The organism is Sediminicola luteus (assembly GCF_002514735.1).
GTDB lineage: Bacteria > Bacteroidota > Bacteroidia > Flavobacteriales > Flavobacteriaceae > HQA918.
On record NZ_NBWU01000001.1, the window covers coordinates 391,706 to 410,435 of the forward strand.

General features: G+C 47.0%; 17 protein-coding genes. 2 read left to right on the forward strand and 15 right to left on the reverse strand.

What is annotated here, in order from left to right; translation table 11 throughout:
* Nucleotides 1-4: 4 nt before the first annotated feature.
* The 15 genes from B7P33_RS08480 to B7P33_RS08550 form a co-directional block, all read right to left on the reverse strand.
* On the reverse strand, nucleotides 5-1,834 hold the full coding sequence (locus B7P33_RS08480; protein ID WP_097442282.1) for an AMP-dependent synthetase/ligase: 1,830 nt from the start codon (nucleotides 1,832-1,834) through the stop codon (nucleotides 5-7).
* Nucleotides 1,835-1,850: 16 nt separating this feature from the next.
* Entirely contained in the window at nucleotides 1,851-2,228 is a 378-nt protein-coding gene (locus B7P33_RS08485; RefSeq protein WP_097441547.1) for a nuclear transport factor 2 family protein, read from the reverse strand.
* A 4-nt stretch (nucleotides 2,229-2,232) separates the two neighbouring features.
* Nucleotides 2,233-2,649 carry an acyl-CoA thioesterase gene (locus tag B7P33_RS08490; protein ID WP_097441548.1) on the reverse strand — a complete coding sequence of 139 codons (417 nt, stop codon included), beginning with the start codon at nucleotides 2,647-2,649 and terminating at the stop codon, nucleotides 2,233-2,235.
* A 5-nt stretch (nucleotides 2,650-2,654) separates the two neighbouring features.
* Complete coding sequence (locus B7P33_RS08495) at nucleotides 2,655-3,041, reverse strand: nuclear transport factor 2 family protein (RefSeq protein WP_097441549.1); 387 nt, start codon at nucleotides 3,039-3,041, stop codon at nucleotides 2,655-2,657.
* 12 nt (nucleotides 3,042-3,053) lie between these two features.
* A complete protein-coding gene (locus B7P33_RS08500; protein ID WP_141402416.1) occupies nucleotides 3,054-4,439 on the reverse strand; it encodes an amidase in 1,386 nt (461 codons plus the stop codon).
* A gap of 1 nt (nucleotide 4,440) precedes the next feature.
* Complete coding sequence (locus tag B7P33_RS08505; RefSeq protein WP_097441551.1) at nucleotides 4,441-4,926, reverse strand: flavin reductase family protein; 486 nt, start codon at nucleotides 4,924-4,926, stop codon at nucleotides 4,441-4,443.
* On the reverse strand, nucleotides 4,926-6,056 hold the full coding sequence (locus B7P33_RS08510; protein WP_097441552.1) for an LLM class flavin-dependent oxidoreductase: 1,131 nt from the start codon (nucleotides 6,054-6,056) through the stop codon (nucleotides 4,926-4,928). The genes B7P33_RS08505 and B7P33_RS08510 overlap by 1 nt, the downstream gene beginning before the upstream one ends.
* 50 nt (nucleotides 6,057-6,106) lie before the next feature.
* Entirely contained in the window at nucleotides 6,107-7,279 is a 1,173-nt protein-coding gene (locus B7P33_RS08515) for a thiolase family protein (protein WP_097441553.1), read from the reverse strand.
* Nucleotides 7,280-7,300: 21 nt separating this feature from the next.
* Complete coding sequence (locus B7P33_RS08520; RefSeq protein WP_097441554.1) at nucleotides 7,301-9,673, reverse strand: 3-hydroxyacyl-CoA dehydrogenase/enoyl-CoA hydratase family protein; 2,373 nt, start codon at nucleotides 9,671-9,673, stop codon at nucleotides 7,301-7,303.
* Nucleotides 9,674-9,709: 36 nt separating this feature from the next.
* Nucleotides 9,710-10,144: a PaaI family thioesterase gene (locus B7P33_RS08525; RefSeq protein WP_097441555.1), complete on the reverse strand. Its 435-nt coding sequence runs from the start codon at nucleotides 10,142-10,144 to the stop codon at nucleotides 9,710-9,712.
* A 3-nt stretch (nucleotides 10,145-10,147) separates the two neighbouring features.
* Complete coding sequence (locus B7P33_RS08530; protein ID WP_097441556.1) at nucleotides 10,148-11,962, reverse strand: acyl-CoA dehydrogenase; 1,815 nt, start codon at nucleotides 11,960-11,962, stop codon at nucleotides 10,148-10,150.
* 106 nt (nucleotides 11,963-12,068) lie between these two features.
* Entirely contained in the window at nucleotides 12,069-13,259 is a 1,191-nt protein-coding gene (locus tag B7P33_RS08535) for an aromatic ring-hydroxylating oxygenase subunit alpha (protein ID WP_097441557.1), read from the reverse strand.
* Between the two features lie 114 nt (nucleotides 13,260-13,373).
* Entirely contained in the window at nucleotides 13,374-13,643 is a 270-nt protein-coding gene (locus tag B7P33_RS08540) for a hypothetical protein (RefSeq protein ID WP_097441558.1), read from the reverse strand.
* Between the two features lie 71 nt (nucleotides 13,644-13,714).
* Entirely contained in the window at nucleotides 13,715-16,390 is a 2,676-nt protein-coding gene (locus B7P33_RS08545) for a TonB-dependent receptor (RefSeq protein ID WP_097441559.1), read from the reverse strand.
* Nucleotides 16,391-16,418: 28 nt separating this feature from the next.
* Entirely contained in the window at nucleotides 16,419-17,051 is a 633-nt protein-coding gene (locus B7P33_RS08550) for a TetR/AcrR family transcriptional regulator (protein WP_097441560.1), read from the reverse strand.
* Between the two features lie 130 nt (nucleotides 17,052-17,181).
* Between B7P33_RS08550 and ribB the strand changes: the two genes are divergently transcribed.
* Nucleotides 17,182-18,309 carry a 3,4-dihydroxy-2-butanone-4-phosphate synthase gene (gene ribB / locus B7P33_RS08555; RefSeq protein ID WP_245871725.1) on the forward strand — a complete coding sequence of 376 codons (1,128 nt, stop codon included), beginning with the start codon at nucleotides 17,182-17,184 and terminating at the stop codon, nucleotides 18,307-18,309.
* Nucleotides 18,310-18,319: 10 nt separating this feature from the next.
* Nucleotides 18,320-18,721 (forward strand): hypothetical protein, encoded by a 402-nt coding sequence (locus tag B7P33_RS08560; protein WP_097441561.1) that lies wholly within the window; start codon nucleotides 18,320-18,322, stop codon nucleotides 18,719-18,721.
* The last annotated feature ends 9 nt before the right edge of the window (nucleotides 18,722-18,730 follow it).

Here is an 18,730-nt window from a genome sequence, read left to right on the forward strand (position 1 = left end):
AAAGTTACATATTGGAATACATGGCATCTATTTCGGCCTTGTATTTTTTTCGGATGACCCGGCGCTTGGGCTTCATGGTCGGCGTAAGTTCGGGATCGCTGCCATCTGTTTTAACAAACTCCCAGGTATCGGCCAATAGGGTAAACTTTTTAATACTCGAAGTATGCCCCAAACCGGAATTGACCTTAGCTACAATATCCTGGAATTTGGCCACCACTTGTTCGTTTTTGCAAAGCGCTGCTAAATCGTTTGCCTCAATACCTGCCCTTTTCGCCCACTCTTGCAAGGCTTCCGGAGCCGGTAAGATTATGGCAGAAATAAACTTCCGTTTTTCGCCAACGACCATAACTTGTTCCACCAAAAAATCTTCTTTTAATGTGGCTTCAATAGGCGATGGGGCCACATACTTACCCCCAGAGGTCTTTAACAACTCTTTTTTACGATCGGTAATCTGTACGAATTCAACCCCGGCGGCATTGGTTACCAATTTCCCCACATCGCCAGTGCGGAACCACCGTTTTCCGTCTTTTTCGAAAATTACCTCGGCCGTAGCTTCCGGGTTTTTATAATAGCCCAACATAATATTGGGGCCCGCGGCCAAAATCTCGCCTTCATCAGGACCAAAACTACCATCTATATCCAATGACACCTCTACTTCGGGGACCAAACTACCTACCGTACCTACTTTAGAGCGGTGTTTTTGGACTGAGTTGATCGTCAGGGTCGGGGCCGTCTCGGTAAGTCCGTAGCCTTCCCGAATACGGATACCGGCCGTAGAAAACACCTTTACCAAGTGTTTGGGACAGGGCGCAGCACCCACGGCCATGGCCTTTAAATTGCCTCCGAAGGCCGCACGCCATTTGCTAAATACGTGGGTGTCGGCCTTGGCCAAATCTTCTTTTTCCTTTTCCGTAAGCTCTTTGTCGAATTCAAATCCGTCGGCCAGTGACAAGGCCCAAAAGAAAAATTCTTTCTGCGGCCCCTCTAAGGCCAACCCTTTGTTGTAGATACTCTCGTATATTTTTTCCAACAAACGGGGTACCGTGGTAAAATAGTGGGGCTTTATGGTCATTAGATCACCCTCGGGTCCTACTAACTCTAAATGGGAAGTTTGATATACACTGCATCCGTTGTAGATATAGCTATAGGTTACATTCCGCTCAAAAACATGACAAATAGGCAAAAAACTAAGGGTGGTCTCGCCTGTTTTAGGCTCTAAATGCGGAATCATACTGACCACATTGCTAATGATATTATTATGCGATAACATCACCCCTTTTGGGTTGCCCGTGGTACCCGAGGTGTAGATTAGGGTGGCCAGGTCATCGGTCTCTATACCGGCTTTGATCTGCTCTACTTCAACCTGACTTTGGTCATCGGTTTCAAAGAGGGTCTCCCAAAAGGGAGTTCCGTCGGTTAGATCAAAGGCAAAAACCGCCTCTAAGCTGGGTACCGATTTTTGGGCCTCTTGCACTTTGGCGGCCAAATCGTGCTTACCTACAAAGGCATAGCGTACTTCAGCATTATTAAAAATATAGGTGTAGTCCTTCGCGCTAATCGTAGGGTATACAGGCACGGTAACTGCCCCTATCTGCCCTATGGCAATGTCGGCAATAACCCATTCCGTTCTATTCTGATAGACCGCAATCGCGATCTTATCGCCTTTTTTAACCCCTAGCTTAAGTAGCCCACGGCTAAGCTGGTTGGCCTTGGTAATGATATCTTGGGTACTGAAGTGTATCCATTGGCCATCATTTTTATAAGAGATGGCCTTTTCCATAGGATGATTGGCCGCTTGGTAATATATAAAGTCGAATAATCTACGTACTTCCATGATTGGTCTTTTGGTATTATTTGGTTCGGTTTTTCCGGTAAGAATCCTTGATATGAATCTTACCATCGCGGAAGGTAAAAAGGTCACAACCATTCACCTCTACTTGTTTCCCATTGGCATAGGTACCCGTAAAGTACCACATAGAGCAGCCCCTGTCGCCGGAAACAAAGTGGGTGTCATCGTTCCATTGGGCATCAGGAAACGCTTTGAAAATATCCAAAAAGCTTTGGCGCACCTCCTTAGCCCCGGAAAAACGCGTACCATGGGCATGGGTACCCGCTGAACCTTCATAAATACAATCGGGTGTCATACAAGCCATTAAAGTTTCAATATCGTGTTTATTAAAGGCTTCGGCAAAGGTTTTGAGTAAGGCTATTTTTTCTTGGTTTTCCATGATGCTAATCCATTTTAAACTGTTCTAATTTTTTCTTGATCTCGGCCGGAAGCGGAATGGCCTTACGCGCACCTTTATCCAGCAAGGCGTAGGTGATTTCCGCCGAACCCAATAGTTCTTTTTTCGTATTGAACATGCGGTGGGCAATAGTGGTGGTCTTGGTAGCAAGGGTTTCTGTATGGGAATAGATTTCCAAAGCGTCGTTCTCGAACACTTCCTTTTGATACCGAAAGCGCTGTTCCAATACCACGATACCCAGATTACGCTTATCGGCATACTTACGGTCATAGCCTATAGCATCGAAAAACGACAAGGCCGCCAACTCGTATTTATTTACATACCACATCACGTTCATATGGGCATTGGAATCGCTTTCGCCCATACCCACGGCTCCTTTATAGGTGAGCATTCCTTTTTCCATAGTTCTTAGGCCGCCACAGGTGGGCGATTTTTAATGTATGAATCTTTTAATTTGATCTTGGCTCCCCTAAAATGGAGGATATCGATCCCGTTTACCTGAATACGTCTATTGTTCGATACCGAGGCGGTAAACATCCATTCGACATAGGCCCGGGGCCCTTGTACCAAAATCTCGCCCAGTTGCCATTGGGCATCGGGGAAGCGTTCGAGTACCGCAGAAAATCCCTGACGTACCTTCGCTTTACCTACATGCACCTTGCCGCCCACTTCCATTCCGGCAGCTTCCATAAAGGCGCTATCCTCATCCATATATTTCATAATCCCATCTATATCATGGGCGTTCCAGGCTTCCATGAAACTACTTATGATCTTCTTTCTACTTATGGCTCCCATCGCTTATGGTTTTTATGGGAATTCTAGGTCGAACCCCCTACAATTTTCAAAAGTCTTAACAAGTTGTAATACCTCTAGATCGTTATACCTTGGCCCCACGATCTGCATCCCAATAGGCAGGCCATGGCTACTAAATCCGCAGGGAACCGACGCCGCCGGTTGCTGACTCAGGTTGAATAAAAACGTATACAACCAGGGGTGGAACAATTCCGATTCGTCGGCAGCGGCCAACTCTGCCTTAAAAGGCAGGGATGCTACCGTAGGTAACAACAAAAAATCGTAGCCCGCAATAAGTTGGGCCGTTCTTTCCCGAAGTCTTTGCAAGGCGTTATATGCTTGGTATAGGGCAACCGCCGTCATATCCTTCCCTGTGGAGGTCCAGTTATTTATCAAGGGTGATTTGACCTTATCGGACTCCGGAAGGGTATCGAACTCGGTCAAGCAACGGATCTTGTAAAACGCTTCCGCTACCTTATAATCTTCGGTCGCAAAGGGTTCCTTTTCCAAAACCGCTATTTCCAACCCGGCATCCCTCAAGGATTTTACCGCATTATCCATGGCCGAAGCCACTTCCGTATCCACGGCCGGCCCTAGTCCTAAAGAAGGAATATACAATGCTTTTTTCCGTTTGATATCCAAGCCATCCAATGCCTCCAGATAATCGACATTATCGTAGGGTAAAGCCGTAAAATCGCGTGGATCGGGCTCACTTAACACCCTCATCAACAAAGCGGCATCGCTTACGTTTCGGGCCATGGGTCCCGCAGCCAAAGCCGGACTGTTCGGAAAATAGTAGGGCACGCGTCCCTGGGTTGGTTTATGTCCGACCAAGCCACAAAAAGAGGCCGGTAATCGAATGGATCCCACAATATCGGTACCTATGGCAAAAGGGCCCATTCCGGCAGCCACGGTTGCCCCGGAGCCCGAAGAGGAAGCCCCCGTATTGTAATCGGTTTGCCAAGGGTTTCGGGTAACCCCATGCCTAGAACTTACCCCACCACCCAAAATGCCGTAATCGCACATGGTATTCTTACCCATGATCACCGCATTATGCGCCTTGATCCGGGCTACGGTCGAATGATCGGTGGTGGCCCATTCGGCCTTATTCGCCGCAGAGCCGCGGTACATGGGCATATCTTTACAAGGTAGGGCGTCTTTGACCGTGGTGGGTATACCATCGAGCAAGCCGACCGGGGCACCGGCCAACCAGCGTTTTTCAGAGGCCGAAGCCTGCGCCATGGCCCTGTCGTAATCGAGATGGTAAATGGCATTTATGGTTGGGTTTACCGCATCGATACGTTCGAACATGGCCTTGACCACCTCAACAGGTGATAGGCGTTTGGAAGCATAGCTCTCCAAAAGTTCCCTAGCCGTCATATGTACGATTGCTTTTCCCAAATTATAGCGCGCTTAAGGTCTTATATGATTTTTGTCCGTAGAGCAAAGGGGCATCGTCGGCCATGGCAACGGCTTCTACCTGCCCAAAAAACACCGAATGCGAACCTTGTTCCACAACTTGGGTCAGGGCACAACTCCATTGTACCAAAGCCCCTTGCAGAACCGGAATACCCTGGGCATTATCTTGCCAGTCGCCGGTTTTGAATTTTTCCGAAGGGTCTTCGTAACGACCTGCAAAAGCATTGGACACCTCTACTTGCCTTTTGGACAATACATTTACCGAAAACCGTTTGGCCGCCAAAATCTGATCATGGGCAAAGGCGTTTTTATTTACACAGACCAGCAGGGTCGGCGGACTATCGGATACTGAACAAACCGCAGTGGCCGTTAAACCAGACCGCTGGCCGTTATGGGCCGTGGCGATTATGGTAACGGCCGCCGCAAGTTGCTGCATGCCTTCTTTAAACTGTTCTTGGGTAATGCACATTACCCGTTCACTTTTTTGATCACCCCTTCGGCAAATTCTTCCAAAGCCTCCATTTCTAGGTCATCGCCAAAGAAATTACAGTGGTGCCAAACGAAAAATTCATCAATCTGATACTTTTCGGCCAAATGCATGACTTGGTCCAAGGTTTCTTGTTGTCCCCCATTCCAAACACGTCCCATGGGTACGTGATAAGGCGGTGCATTATAGGCGTAGTTGAAGGTTTCGGTAAACATATCTTTATAGCGTTTACGCGAAGCCTCCGTTTTACCGGTAAGCAAGTGGGCCCCTAAGGCCAAAATATCGTTATTGGTGGCATTCAACCCTTTTTCTTGGGCCGCTTCTAGACAGTTATCTAAAATAACCGGCATAAACTCTTCTTTATCTGCCGTTACGAACGATACCATTTTCGCCCCTTCGCCTGCCCAAAAACGAGCGGTTTGCATTGAGTATGAAAAGGGGGCGTATACCTTCGGATAAGGTTGTTGTAAAGGTCTTGGCGTAATGGCCCCTTTGGCTAAAATACCGCGGGAATCGACCGTATCGGCCGGACTCCAGTCTTTGGTTGGGTTAAACTCCCAAGGTACATTGGCCGGGAATTTCCAGAACTCCCCATCGTGGCTGGTGAGGTCTTCGGTCCACAGTTTTTTTACCAAGGCCCAGTTTTCGTACAAGGCCCTACGGTTGCGTTGATCGGCCTCGGAACCGTCCGACTCGGCCGAGGTAATATCGAGATGTTGGCCCAAAGTGGCCGTCCAACGTGCGGTATTCCCGCGCGAGAACCCAGCAAAGGCACGGCCTCCGGTCATATGATCGAGCATGGCAATGTCTTCGGCCACCTCAATTGGGCTCTTGGCCGTAAGGTTCATACCCAATTGCCCTACCAAAAAGTTCTTGGTGTGTTGGGCAATGTACAGGTTCCACATCAAAGGGTTGGTCGTGGCCTCAATACCCTCGCACTGCATATGGTGCTCGGTTAAACAGAAGCCTTCGTACCCTAATTTTTCGGCATAGACCATTTGGTCCTTAAGCTTTTCCATCATAATCTGGAAACGTTGGGGGTCGCGCCCAGCCAAGGCTACGTTTTCCCCATACTGCCGCATAAACGGAATGGCTAAAATTTTAAATCTCATCCTATGTTCTTTTTGGTTATTCTCAGTTTATTCACTGGATTACCACATTGCTAATTCAATAGTTCATAAATTCCGGCAATACCCTGGCCACCACCTACACAAGCGGTTACCATGCCGTATTTGTTGCCCCTTCGCCTCATTTCATGGAATAGTTGCGTAGAAAGTTTGGCTCCGGTACAGCCTAGCGGATGACCCAAAGCAATCGCCCCACCGTTTACATTCACGATATCGGGATCTATACCTACCTCACGGATTACGGCCAAAGCTTGGGAAGCAAAGGCTTCGTTCAGTTCTACCAAATCGATATCGTTGAGTTGTAGCCCGGCCTGCTTTAAAGCCTTCGGAATGGCCTCGATGGGCCCTACCCCCATATACAAGGGATCTAAGCCCGCTACGGCACAGCTTACCATACGCGCGATGGGTTCTAAATTCAGTTCTTTTACCAAGGTTTCGCTTACCACTAACAAGAAGGAAGCCCCATCGGAAGTCTGGCTCGAGTTTCCGGCAGTTACAGAACCTCCAGCCTTAAATACGGGGCGAAGTTTAGCGAGTACTTCCGGATTGGTGCCGGCGCGTACGCCTTCGTCGGTATCTACTACAAACTCTTTGGTCATGCGCTTCCCGTTACTGAAATGGGTCTCGGAGACGGAAATGGGAACGATTTCGTCTTTAAACTTACCATCGGCTATGGCCTTAGCGGCCAATTGGTGCGAACGGGTGGCGAACACATCCATATCTTCCCGGCTGATGTTGTATTTTTCTGCCACGGCTTCGGCCGTATTCCCCATACCGATATAATAATCGGGGGTATTCGAAGCTACCTTATAACTCGGGGCGTATTTATTACCCAACATGGGCAACATACTCATACTTTCGGCCCCACCGGCGATATAACAATGCCCGCGACCGGCCCGTATTTTAGCGGTGGCGATATCTATGGCCTCTAAACCAGAGGCACAGAATCGGTTTACGGTAACGCCAGGCACTTTGATACCCATGGACATCAAGGCCACCTGCCTTCCGATTTGAAAGGCCTGTTCGGCCTCGGGAACCGAACAACCTACGATAACATCGTCTACCATTTCTGGGGTAATCTGTGGCACCTCGGCCATCATATGGGCCACTACCTTGGCCCCTAATTCGTCGGAACGGTGGAATCGGAATCCGCCTCGATGCGATTTTCCAACGGCCGTCCGGTATGCTTTAACTATATAGGCTTCCATTTTTTTCTATGGTTTCGTTGCTTAATTTCTTAGGGGTTTGCCGGTCTTTAACATATGCTTGATTCGTTCAAAAGTCTTGGGTTCAGCCGCCAGACTGGCAAAAGCCTCCATTTCCAATTCCAACAGATAGGTCTCGGAAACCTCTTGGGTACCCGAAAGGTCGCCCCCACATAAGATCCACGCGATTTTCTTGGCGATCAAGGCATCATGCTCCGAGAAGTAACCGCCGTGTACATATGAGTTAATGAACACATAAATGGCTGCCAATCCGCCCTGACCCAATACCGTAATCCTTTCGCGTAGGCTTGGTGCTTCATAACCCGGTGCCAAGGCCAGTACTTGTTGTTTGGCCCTGGCCAAGGTAGCATCGGGGCGAGCTACGATGGTGTCTTTATGGGCTACTAGATAATCCATATCGCGGGCCTCAAAGGCCGAGTTGGAGATTTTTGACATGGCCAATTGATTGAACTTCGCAATCAATTTGGGCATCATCACATCTTCAAAATAGAAGCCATCGGAAAGCTTTAATGCCATTTCCTTGGTACCACCCCCGCCGGGTAACAAACCTACACTGGCCTCGGGTAGTCCCATATACGATTCATAAGCGGCCACAATGGCATCGGAATGCATGGCGATCTCGGCACCACCACCCAAGGCATGCCCCTTTACGGCACTCACCACGGGCACCTGGGCCAAACGCAAGGCCGAAGTCATTTGCTGAAAAGTACCACAAGCCGTTTCTATGGCCTTAAAATCTTTCTTTTCGATACTCTCGGCCACACCTACCAAATTGGCCCCAACCGAAAACGATTTGGTGTTGTTACCAAGTACAATGCCTTTCCAGCCCTCGGTTTCCGCAATGCGGATGGACTCCAAAATTCCTTGGGTTACTTCCAACGAAATGGCATTGGCCTTGGAAATGAACTCTAAACAAAGTACCCCATCTTGCATATCGTGAAGGCGTACCCCGTCGTTCTCAAAAACAGCTTTGGCTTCAGTGCTACCCAAATTGGCGAATTCGGCACGGTCGGGTACCGCTTTATAACCACCGGACAACATATCGAAATACTGTTCCCCATCTGGACTGTAAAAACCTTGTCCGCGTTCTATAAGACCTACGGCCCAATCGGCCACGGTGGCGCCTTCGGCTTGGGCCAATTCCAATCCTTTTTGCGTACCGATAAGATCCCAATATTCAAATGGACCTACTTCCCAGGCGTAACCGGCCTTCATGGCATTGTCAATGCTATAGATATTGTCCGACACCTCGGGAACCCTATTGGAAATATAGGCGAAGAACATACCAAAATAGCGACGTACGAATTCCCCAGCCTTGTCACCTGATACCAAAAGCTGTGCAAGACGTTCTTTTAGATTACCATGGGCCCACAAACTTGGAATGACAACTTCGGGCATTGATCCATAGGAATTGGTTTTTAAATCCAAGGCTAGAATTTGCTTTTTACCTTGGTCATCTTTGGTCTTTTGGTAATAGCCCTTTCGGGTCTTGTCGCCTAAGGCCCCATTTTCCAACAGCCATTTGATATAGTCCTGCCGTGGTCTTTGGCTAAATTCCTGAAGGAGTTCATCATCGGGACAGGAAGCCACCATAAAATCCATGACCTTTTCGTTTACATCGATACCGATAAGGTCTTGAAGCCTAAAGAAGCCTGTTTTGGGTCGGCCGATAGGTTTTCCTAAAATGGCATCGGTCTCGGCAATGTTCAGATCCAACTCCTGTACCAATTTTTCAATGATAATACCCGAAGCCACACTAAATCGATTGGCTATAAAAGCGGGGGTATCTTTACATAAAACCGTGGTCTTGCCCAACACCTTTCTTCCATACGCCATAAGGTCCGATACCAATTCGGGTTTGGTAGCTACCCCTGGAATAATCTCCAAAAGTTCCATTTGACGAACCGGGTTAAAGAAATGCATCCCCAAGAAATGGGCTTTAAAATCGGCCGAACGCCCTTCGGTCATAAGGGCAATGGGAATACTTGAGGTATTGGATGCCACGATAGATCCCGCTTTTCTATGGGCATCTACCTTTTCGAACAAGGCTTTTTTAATGTCGAGGTTTTCTACGACCACCTCAACGATCAAATCACTTGCGGCAATTTTGGCCAAATCGTCTTCTATATTGCCTATTTGTACGCGTTTGGCAAAATCCTTGGTATAAAAAGGTTTCATACGCGACTTGCCCGCCGCCTTTAGTGCCGCTGCCGCAAAGGCATTACGGTTCGATCTTTTGGCCCGGGCCGCCCCTTCCAATTTTGGCGGAACGATGTCTAGCAACAAAACCTCGCAGCCGACATTGGCATATTGGGCGGCGATGCCCATACCCATGGTGCCAGAACCCAGTACGGTAACATTTTTTATCCGTGTCATCTTTGTTTTCTTATGGTTTGGGCGTTTTGGCCCACTCTATTTATAGTTTTCAATTTCGGCCAATGGTATCCGGCTTTTCGCAAAATGTCCGGAGCCATAGGCTATCTGATTATCGTTTTCATCGTACAACATGGCATCGGCCACATAGCCTTTTCCCAAAACCTCGCGCAAGCGACCCTTGGCGATCAAAGTGCCACTGGTTACGGGTTTCAAAAACTCGATTTGGAAACGACTGGTCAGTAAATGCACTTCTTCCTCTACCGACATACAGGCATAAAAGCAGGCGTCGTCCAAGAGTCGGAAATAGACCGATCCGTGTGTAAAACCCAGCCCCATATGGTATTTTGGGGCCACGGCCAACCGAATTTCGGCGGCAGCCTTACTCACTTGTATCTCCGTGGTATCGTAAAAATCGCCCAAGGGGATATTTAGATACAGACTTTCGAGCTTTTGATAGTGCGTACGGGCCATAGTTTACAAAATCAGTTCTTCGCCTTCCCCTTTAATGGTAAGCATATCGGTATTGGTCAGGGTTACGGCACATGAGGCTATACGAGGCATTTCGAATTTGTAGAAATAGCGCAGCGTTAGCAACTTGCCCTCGTAAAAAGCCTTGGGTCGTTTTGTGGCGCCGGCATTCAGGGCCTTTTTGGCGGCAACCCCCATTTTTAGCCATTGCCAACCGATGACCAAGGTGCTAAAGAGCTCCATCATAACATTGGCATCGGCCAAGAAGGTCTCAAAATCGCCAGCAGCGGCATTGGGAAACAAATGGGCCAAAGTAGCTTCCAATGTTTTAAAAGCCTCGTCTAAATCATTGGCATGGCCTTTTAAATCTTCGTATCCTTGGGCCTCATTGATGACGGCATACACTTCTTTCCCGAACAATTTTAGGGCCCTACCCTTGTTCATGGTCATCTTACGCCCTAACAGGTCTTGCGACTGAATGCCCGTGGTACCTTCGTACAAAGACATGATCCTGATATCGCGATAGTATTGTTGTAACGGAAAATCCATAGTAAAGCCATAGCCACCCAATACCTGTAGGCCATTGGATACCGAAGTCTGCCCTTGTTCGGCCGGATAGGTCTTTACGATCGGGGTAAGCAGCTCCATGATCAATTCGTAATCGTGCTTGGCTTCCCCTTCGGCCAAATGTTCTAGGTCAAAATAACGGGAACACTCCAAAATCAGGGCGAAAGAACCTTCAGTTACGGCACGCTGCAACAGTAGCATTCGACGTACATCGGCATGGTTCATTATGGAAATCTGCTCGGTGGTGGCGTCTTTTACCCCAGACTTGTTCAATTTACGGCCCTGGTTACGCTCGTTGGCATATTGTAAAGAGGCCTGGTAAGCCGCCGAAGCGATTCCAGCGCCCATTACCCCCGTACCGATACGTGCCCCGTTCATCATCTGAAACATATATTGAAGTCCGCGGCCGGGTTCGCCGACCAACCAACCCTTACAGTCGTTTTTACCGCCAAAACCTAGGTGTACTGTGGCAAAACCTTGTTGGCCTACCTTTTCGAACTCGGCAATAGATTGTACATCGTTGTACTCCAAACCACCATCGGCGGTCAATCTGTTTTTGGGTACCACAAAAAGGGAAATACCCTTGGTACCTGCCGGTGCCCCTTCGATACGGGCCAAGGTTAGGTGGATCACGTTATCGGTAAACTGCATATCGCCCCCCGAGATAAAAATCTTCTGGCCTTCTATATTGTAGGTACCATCGCCATTGTCGGAGGCCGAGGTCTTGATATCGGATAAAGAACTACCCGCTTGCGGCTCGGTAAGGCACATAGAGCCCATCCATTCGCCATTGGCCATTTTTTCTACATAGGTATCTTGTAGTTCCTGGCTACCGAAGGTGATGATCAATTTGGCGGCCCCTGCCGTTAACAAGGCATAGCCCGGAGCACTGTTGTTGGCCGCGTTCATGATCAAATCTATGGCGCGATACACGGTCATGGGCATTTGAATGCCATGGTTCTCGTAATCGAACATGGCGCCGAACCAACCCATTTCGGCCAAGCCGGCATTTACCTTCTCTATATGCGGATGCACATAAATCTGACCCTCTTTAAAATACACCGGTTTGGTATCCATTTCCGTGCTATACGGAAACAGTTCACGGTCGGAGAATTCTTTAAAGGAATCCAACATCATCTGGATATTCTCCAAGTCGTATTCCTGATATTTTTCGTGCCCGATTACGGGACTTAGGTCCAACACTTCCTCTAAAATAAAGCGTAGGTCGTCTAATTCAATATACTTTTCAGCCATTGTCTCTCTTACTATTCGATAAATATTATGGGTAGCCCGCCTCTTAAGCCCCTAGGACGAAGCCCGCTGTTGGGCGTGGCTACTGTATTGATTTTTAGCTATAGGATCATATGTGCTCTAGGGTGTTCAATCCTTGATGTTTTTCTGGGTAACCCTCCATATAGTCTTTTACGATCTGTTGGTAGTTACGCACTTGGGCCTCGGTATGTTTGGCCGAAATTCCGACCGAAAACTTGGCAGATTTTATAGCCTTTTGCTGCTGTTCACAGGCATAGTTATCCTCGGCCACAAAATCGTAGGTTTCCATGGGATCGGGGTTTTTGGCCAATTTTTTCATTTTTTGCCCCGCAAAATAGGCGTTGACATAACGGGGCAATAGTTTGATCTGATCCACAAGCCCTTGAGGCTCTACCTTGGAGCGCACCACCAAACGGGAACGATCGGGCGCCAATGGAATCACATGGAAGACAGACCAGCTATTAAAGCCCTCGGCCAAGCCACAGTTGGGGAACAACATGGGGACATAGGCCTCTTTTTTTGCATTTTTTATGGGCAATAAGGGCTGATACGCCAAGCGTTTATTAAAATCAGTCTCTACTACCGGCTCTTTGAACATGTAGTGTGGGCCTACATAACAAAACTCGGCATTGTCGTGATCGAACATAAACAGGGTTTTGCTGTGCAATTGCTTAAGATGGTATACATCCATAAAGTTCTCTACCAAGATCTTCCAGTTACAGGCTACTTCTTCATCTATGATAAAATCTTTGGCCTCAACCAATTGTAATGGTTTATGTACCGGACTCAAATAAGGCATCACCCCTTCGAAATAATCGGACAGGGATTGTTCCGGATTTTCATCTTTATGCACAAATACCATACCCCGGAAAATATCGACGGAAGCCTTATGCAGGCAGAATTTCTTTTTGTCGAGGTTCGGGAATTGGGTCTTTTCATCGGGCACGCTAACCAATTCTCCGGTCAGGTTATACACCCAGTTATGATACGGACAAGTAATGGCCGTTTGTTGTTTTCCCACGGCGCGTAACAGTTGGGTACCCCGGTGGCGGCATATATTGTGAAAGGCCCGCAGGCGGTTATCGCGTCCTTTGACCACCATAATATTATCGTTACCCACTTGAACGGTAACATAATCGCCCGGATTGGCAAGATCTTCCACGAATCCGGCAAAGTTCCACACCCTACCGAAAACCATCTCTTTTTCCTTTTCGAACCAGGCTTCGGAAGTGTATGCCTCAATGGGCAAAACAGGCATTAATCTGGTATCTTGTTCCATGCTATCCTAATTTTTTTTCTCCTCTAAAAATACTTCCCCTTTAGACCAATCGTCTTGACATAGGTCAAAAAAAGAAGTATATAACCAACTTATTTCCAAGGCCAAAGCTGCTTTTTAGAAGTAAGCCGGAAAAAATGGCTTTAAGATGAACATGATACTAAAGCAGAACCACAACAAGGCGGTTAACCAAAAAGCCAAGGGGTTTTCTTCCCTATGGGCGTTGATCAAAAAAAGCATCTCGTCTGTACGGAAACCATCGGCGATCCAAGAGAGGAACAACAATCCCCATCCGATAGACATCCAATTCCCAATCTCGGGATGGGTATAGGGCAATATCAAACTTGCAAAGCCGCCCAGTATCGCAATTAAATTCAGTGTTTTCATCAGTTTATTTTTAATGTTTTAAGATCAATGAAAATGAGGCCGGAACCCTAAAGTAACCGACCTCAGCTTAACTACCAATCAAGAATATTGTTCAATTTCACACTTACCCCGGCCATAAAAGGCAATCCGCGGGAAACATAAGGAAAGGAAACAAAAGGTACCGCCCCTTTTCTTGCCCCTAAAATATATTCGGTATCGGCTATATTGTTGGCGAACAAGGTTACATCTAACTTGCCATTGGCCAAACCGCGCACCCCACCGGAGGCATTCCACAGTCCGTAAGGGTCGGCACTGAAATCGGGGTCGTTATCCTGGTAAAAATATACCCTGCTCTGCCAAGAATAATCGGTCTCCAAAAAGAGGTTACCGAAGTTTTTAAGTGGGATTTCGAAGCCACCGTAAAACTGTACGGAGGTACGAGGGGTAAAGGTGGGCTGGTTGCCCGAATAATCCAATTCTACCGTAGTACCCGGAACCTCGCCACTAACCGTGGTCTTAAAATCTTTGTATTCGGCATTAATATATGAGAAGCTACCCCCAATAGTTACATTTTCGGTCAGATTGACCGCAGCTTCCATTTCAAAACCGGCCGAAGTAGACTCGGCCACGTTCTGAATCGCCAGAACATTGCCCGTAAGCTCCTCTACCTGAAGGTTTTTGTAATCGTAATAGAATACCGAAAGGTTGTAGAAACCATAGCCATTGGCGAAATCGGTCTTTAGGCCCATCTCATAGGCATTGTTGTACTCGGGCTTTACCTCTGGCAAACGGTAGTAACCAAAACCACCGGGTTTATAACCTCTAGAGTAACCGGCATACGACATTACCCTATCTGAGAACTTATACGAGAGGTTTACCCTGGGCTGAAAAGCCACCCAAGAATTGTCTACCGTATTGTCGGCAGCCCCCAAACCTTCGAAAAGGGTCTGGATGTTCTTTTGCTTGGCCGGATTTTCGAACGTAGGGTTCGGGTTTTCAAAATCACCTATATAAATCGATTCTTCTTGCTGATAGCGCCCCGAGGCCAATTCGGCCACATAGCGTAATTCCTTCTTATCGTAAGATACACGGAAACCGGCCGTAAGATCGAGTTTGTCACTTAAATGGAAGGTGGCATCGGAAAAGACCGAACCACTCATGATCTTGGACTGATGCAAGGTTTCTTCCTTAAACGGGGTGGCATCATAACCTAAATAGCCCCTGCCGATTATGTTGTAACTCTCATCGTAACGAGTAGGCGAGGTTAAGGCCAAGAACCTATCGATCTGGGCATCGTCGGAAATCATATTGTTCCACTGATCCGAATCTTGGTAAAAACCGTTAAGGGCCACCAACCAATCTACGGTATCACTGGTACCTTTTAATCGGAACTCCTGGTTATAGGTGTCGAATTCGTCAATTGACTCGAAACCGGCATAAGGGACAGGACTTTGGTCAAAATCGACCACAAAATCCAAGCGGTTATGGTTGTAAGCCGACAGAGACTCGAACACCATATGTTCGCCAATGTACTTTTTCAAGGTCAAGGTGGCCGTGGTGTTTTCAGATTCATCTTTCTCACCATCGAAATCCTTTACTGTTGTACGTGAAAATCTATCTTGTTCGATAGGATAAACCTGCGAAAGATCAATGGTGTAGATTTCCCCCGTAAAAGGGTCTACCCCAAAATTGCCCTGGGTAACATCGGTAGCTGGCACCGGCACCCCTTGGGTTATATAATTATTGGCCGTTGATACAAATGGTGCACCACCCCTATCGGAATTGGTATGCGAAATCTTCAGGTCTGCCGTAAAGGTATCGCTAGGGGCATAAAAGAAGCCCAAACGATTGGCCAATAGATCTACCTTTCCCAACTCTTTCTTGGCCCCGGTCTCGGCATCTATAGAAGTTACCAAACCATCGCGTTGTTGGTATTTTCCGCTTAAGCGCACATAGAATTTATCGGACAAGGCAAAGTTGAATACATAATCTGCGATCTGTTGTCCTTCGTTGCCCATAGTCCCTTTTAAGGTTATATCATTGAAAGGTTGGGCACTGTTCGTATTAATGGCAATAGCACCTGCCGAGGTATTTCTACCGAACAGGGTACCTTGAGGCCCTTTTAAAACCTCTATTCTTTGGATATCGAAAAACTCGTTATTACCCGCGGTAAGCCTACCTGAAAAGAAACCGTCGGTAAAAATACCTACACTACTCTCTATAGAGTTGTGGAAGATATTGGAACTGATACCACGAATACTATATACCGAGGCTCCAGGCGTATCTCCTCCGGAAAGGCCGGGTATTTCGGTAAGAATACCGTCGAGGTTGTTTATTATGGGTTTGGCATCGAGCCGTGAGTTATCGAATACACTGACCGCTATAGGCACCTCTTGTAATTGTTGTTCCCGTAATTGGGAGGTAACCACGACCTCGTTCAAGCTGGTCCCGTAGGCCATATGAACGGATAGGGCATTGTTGGGCGCCTCTAAAACGATTTCTTGCGTAGCATAGCCCACATAGGTAAAGACCAAAGTCAAAGGATAACCTTCTTGGGTCCCTAGATCGAAACTCCCATCCATATCGGAAAATACCCCGGTATAGGTCCCCTTAATACTTACGGTAGCCCCTGGCAAGGGTTCATTGGTTCCTTCATCGTACACCTTTCCCCCTATGGTTTCTTGCCCATAGACCCCCAGGACCAAGCTGAAAAAAAGCCATGGCAATGCCCGCTTAAGCACCGAAGTGCCCAGTTCAATTAGTTTCATTCTGAGTTAGTTTATGTTAATATTACATTTAGCGCTGAAGTGCTGCCGCAACTTCAGGAAAGTATACTTCCAATCCTTTTTCGGTATAGTAGGGGTAAATCAACTTGGAAATATGATCCAAGGCTCCTTCCAAATCATCGTCTTCCTTACCCTTCGTAGCCTGGCGGGTCAACCAAAAATGTAACGTATTGGTAATTGCTTCCGCCAAGGTTTTATACATACCTTCTATTTCTTCTTGCCTAAAATACCCTTTACCTACACTGATAAACAAAAGACTCTCGATTATCTCGATCTGCCTATTCACCATTTTTTGGTGTTTCAGTGCAATTTGAGGATACATCTGGATAATGGTCACGATATCTTTATAAAAGAACCTGTACTTGCTCACCTGTACGAGAAAGTGCCTCGGCGCCTCCATACCCTTACCCTGACTGATCAAAATCTGATCCGAGACCGAAACCGCTTTGATACTGGCGATCATATGGTCGTAAATGGTATTCATCAACTCCCTATTATTCGGGAAATGATAGGTGATGTTACCCGGGCTTATCTGAAGGTACTCCGCAATGTCCCGCACTTTAACGTTGGTAAAACCACGTTCGTTGTACAAAGCGATTGCGCCTTCCAATATCCTTTTTTTCGTCTGCTGGGCTTTTGACATTATCCTAATTTTCGTTTGACGGATGTGCAATATACGTCAATCGATCTTGCCAAAACTATACAAAAAAATCAATTGTACAAAATTTTAGCTATTTATTTGTACAACTGTACTATTTTGACTAAAATTGACCGTGATAAAAAATAACGACATTCAGTTGAACACTATAGATGAAGGTGTTAGCGCCCTTAAAACAGGGGGTATGGTTATTGTTGTAGATAACGAAGACCGCGAAAATGAAGGCGATTTTATTTGTGCTTCGGAGTTGATAAGCCCGGAAACGATCAATACCATGGCCAAATTGGGCCGCGGATTGATATGCACCGCTATTGAGCCCCAACGGGCCCAAGAATTGGGCTTGGATATGATGGTTAGCCAAAATACCGACGCCAACCAAACCGCCTTTACCGTCTCCATAGATCTTATAGGTCATGGTTGCACAACGGGTATATCGGCTTACGATAGGGCTACTTGTATTAAGGCCATGACCCAAGCTCAATATACCCCCGCCGATTTTTCGAGGCCAGGACACGTATTTCCATTAGTGGCCAAAAAAGGGGGTGTTCTTAAACGTGTTGGCCATACCGAAGCGGCCGTTGATCTGGCCAAACTGGCAGGCTTATATCCCTCTGGTGTATTGGTAGAGATCATGAACGAAGATGGTACTATGGCCCGCTTGCCCCAGTTGCGTGAACTGGCTACCGAATTGGACATACCCTTGATATCTATAGACGATTTAGTGGCCTACCGTCTACAAAGGGAACAATTGGTACGCCGGGTGCAGACCACCGCAATAGATTCGGTATATGGCCAACTGGAACTACATGCCTTTGAGCAATTGACTACGGGCGATATGCATATTGTAATCAAAAAAGGCAGTTGGGAACCTGAAGAACCCGTTTTGGTGCGTATGCATTCGAGCAGTGAAACCATTGAGTTTTCCCAGCTTCTCTATTCCGGAGAGTCTACCGTACTGCAAAAATCCTTATCCATGTTACGCGATGCCGGAAAGGGTATTGTGGTCTTTATGCGCCATAAAGAAAAAGAGGCCGATATACTTACCCAACTTCGTAACTTATCGGAGCCGCCTAAAAAGGAAGCCTCTAGATCCGCAGAAAAAAACCAACGCGATTATGGTATCGGTGCCCAAATTATCAGGGCCATGGCCATTCAAAAGATCAAACTCATTACCAATAACCCCAAACGCCGCGTAGGTTTAGTGGGTTACGGACTGGAAATCGTAGAAAACATTGAACTTTAATACCACAGATATGAAATCGATACAACTCTTAATCTTAATCTTGGCCTGTACCCTTGGACACCAGGCCCATGCACAAAACCAAGAAAAATTACATGGACATTGGAAGACTACTTACGACTACCAAGGCGATAAAGTAGAAGTTACCTATCAAATAAAAACCGAGGCAAAAAAAACCCAGGCCCGTACGGTTAAAATGAGTATGCAGGGCCAAAGTGAAAAAGACGACACCCTGGTCATGTCCAATATTACGATGAGCAATGGTAAGGGCAGTACCAAATACCACATTGAATATGAAGGTGAAAAGTATGATGTAGACGCCAAATTAAAATTGGTAGATAAGAACACCCTGGAAGTTTCCTATGACTTTTATGGCTATTCCGATACGGAAACCTGGAAACGCACTAATAAGTAACCCTAATAC

Coding starts and splice junctions, on each gene's coding strand:
- B7P33_RS08480 (WP_097442282.1), bottom strand. CDS start 1,834: ATGGAAGTACGTAGATTATTCGACTTTATATATTACCAAGCGGCCAAT.
- B7P33_RS08485 (WP_097441547.1), bottom strand. CDS start 2,228: ATGGAAAACCAAGAAAAAATAGCCTTACTCAAAACCTTTGCCGAAGCC.
- B7P33_RS08490 (WP_097441548.1), bottom strand. CDS start 2,649: ATGGAAAAAGGAATGCTCACCTATAAAGGAGCCGTGGGTATGGGCGAA.
- B7P33_RS08495 (WP_097441549.1), bottom strand. CDS start 3,041: ATGGGAGCCATAAGTAGAAAGAAGATCATAAGTAGTTTCATGGAAGCC.
- B7P33_RS08505 (WP_097441551.1), bottom strand. CDS start 4,926: ATGTGCATTACCCAAGAACAGTTTAAAGAAGGCATGCAGCAACTTGCG.
- B7P33_RS08510 (WP_097441552.1), bottom strand. CDS start 6,056: ATGAGATTTAAAATTTTAGCCATTCCGTTTATGCGGCAGTATGGGGAA.
- B7P33_RS08515 (WP_097441553.1), bottom strand. CDS start 7,279: ATGGAAGCCTATATAGTTAAAGCATACCGGACGGCCGTTGGAAAATCG.
- B7P33_RS08520 (WP_097441554.1), bottom strand. CDS start 9,673: ATGACACGGATAAAAAATGTTACCGTACTGGGTTCTGGCACCATGGGT.
- B7P33_RS08525 (WP_097441555.1), bottom strand. CDS start 10,144: ATGGCCCGTACGCACTATCAAAAGCTCGAAAGTCTGTATCTAAATATC.
- B7P33_RS08530 (WP_097441556.1), bottom strand. CDS start 11,962: ATGGCTGAAAAGTATATTGAATTAGACGACCTACGCTTTATTTTAGAG.
- B7P33_RS08535 (WP_097441557.1), bottom strand. CDS start 13,259: ATGGAACAAGATACCAGATTAATGCCTGTTTTGCCCATTGAGGCATAC.
- B7P33_RS08540 (WP_097441558.1), bottom strand. CDS start 13,643: ATGAAAACACTGAATTTAATTGCGATACTGGGCGGCTTTGCAAGTTTG.
- B7P33_RS08545 (WP_097441559.1), bottom strand. CDS start 16,390: ATGAAACTAATTGAACTGGGCACTTCGGTGCTTAAGCGGGCATTGCCA.
- B7P33_RS08550 (WP_097441560.1), bottom strand. CDS start 17,051: ATGTCAAAAGCCCAGCAGACGAAAAAAAGGATATTGGAAGGCGCAATC.
- B7P33_RS08560 (WP_097441561.1), top strand. CDS start 18,320: ATGAAATCGATACAACTCTTAATCTTAATCTTGGCCTGTACCCTTGGA.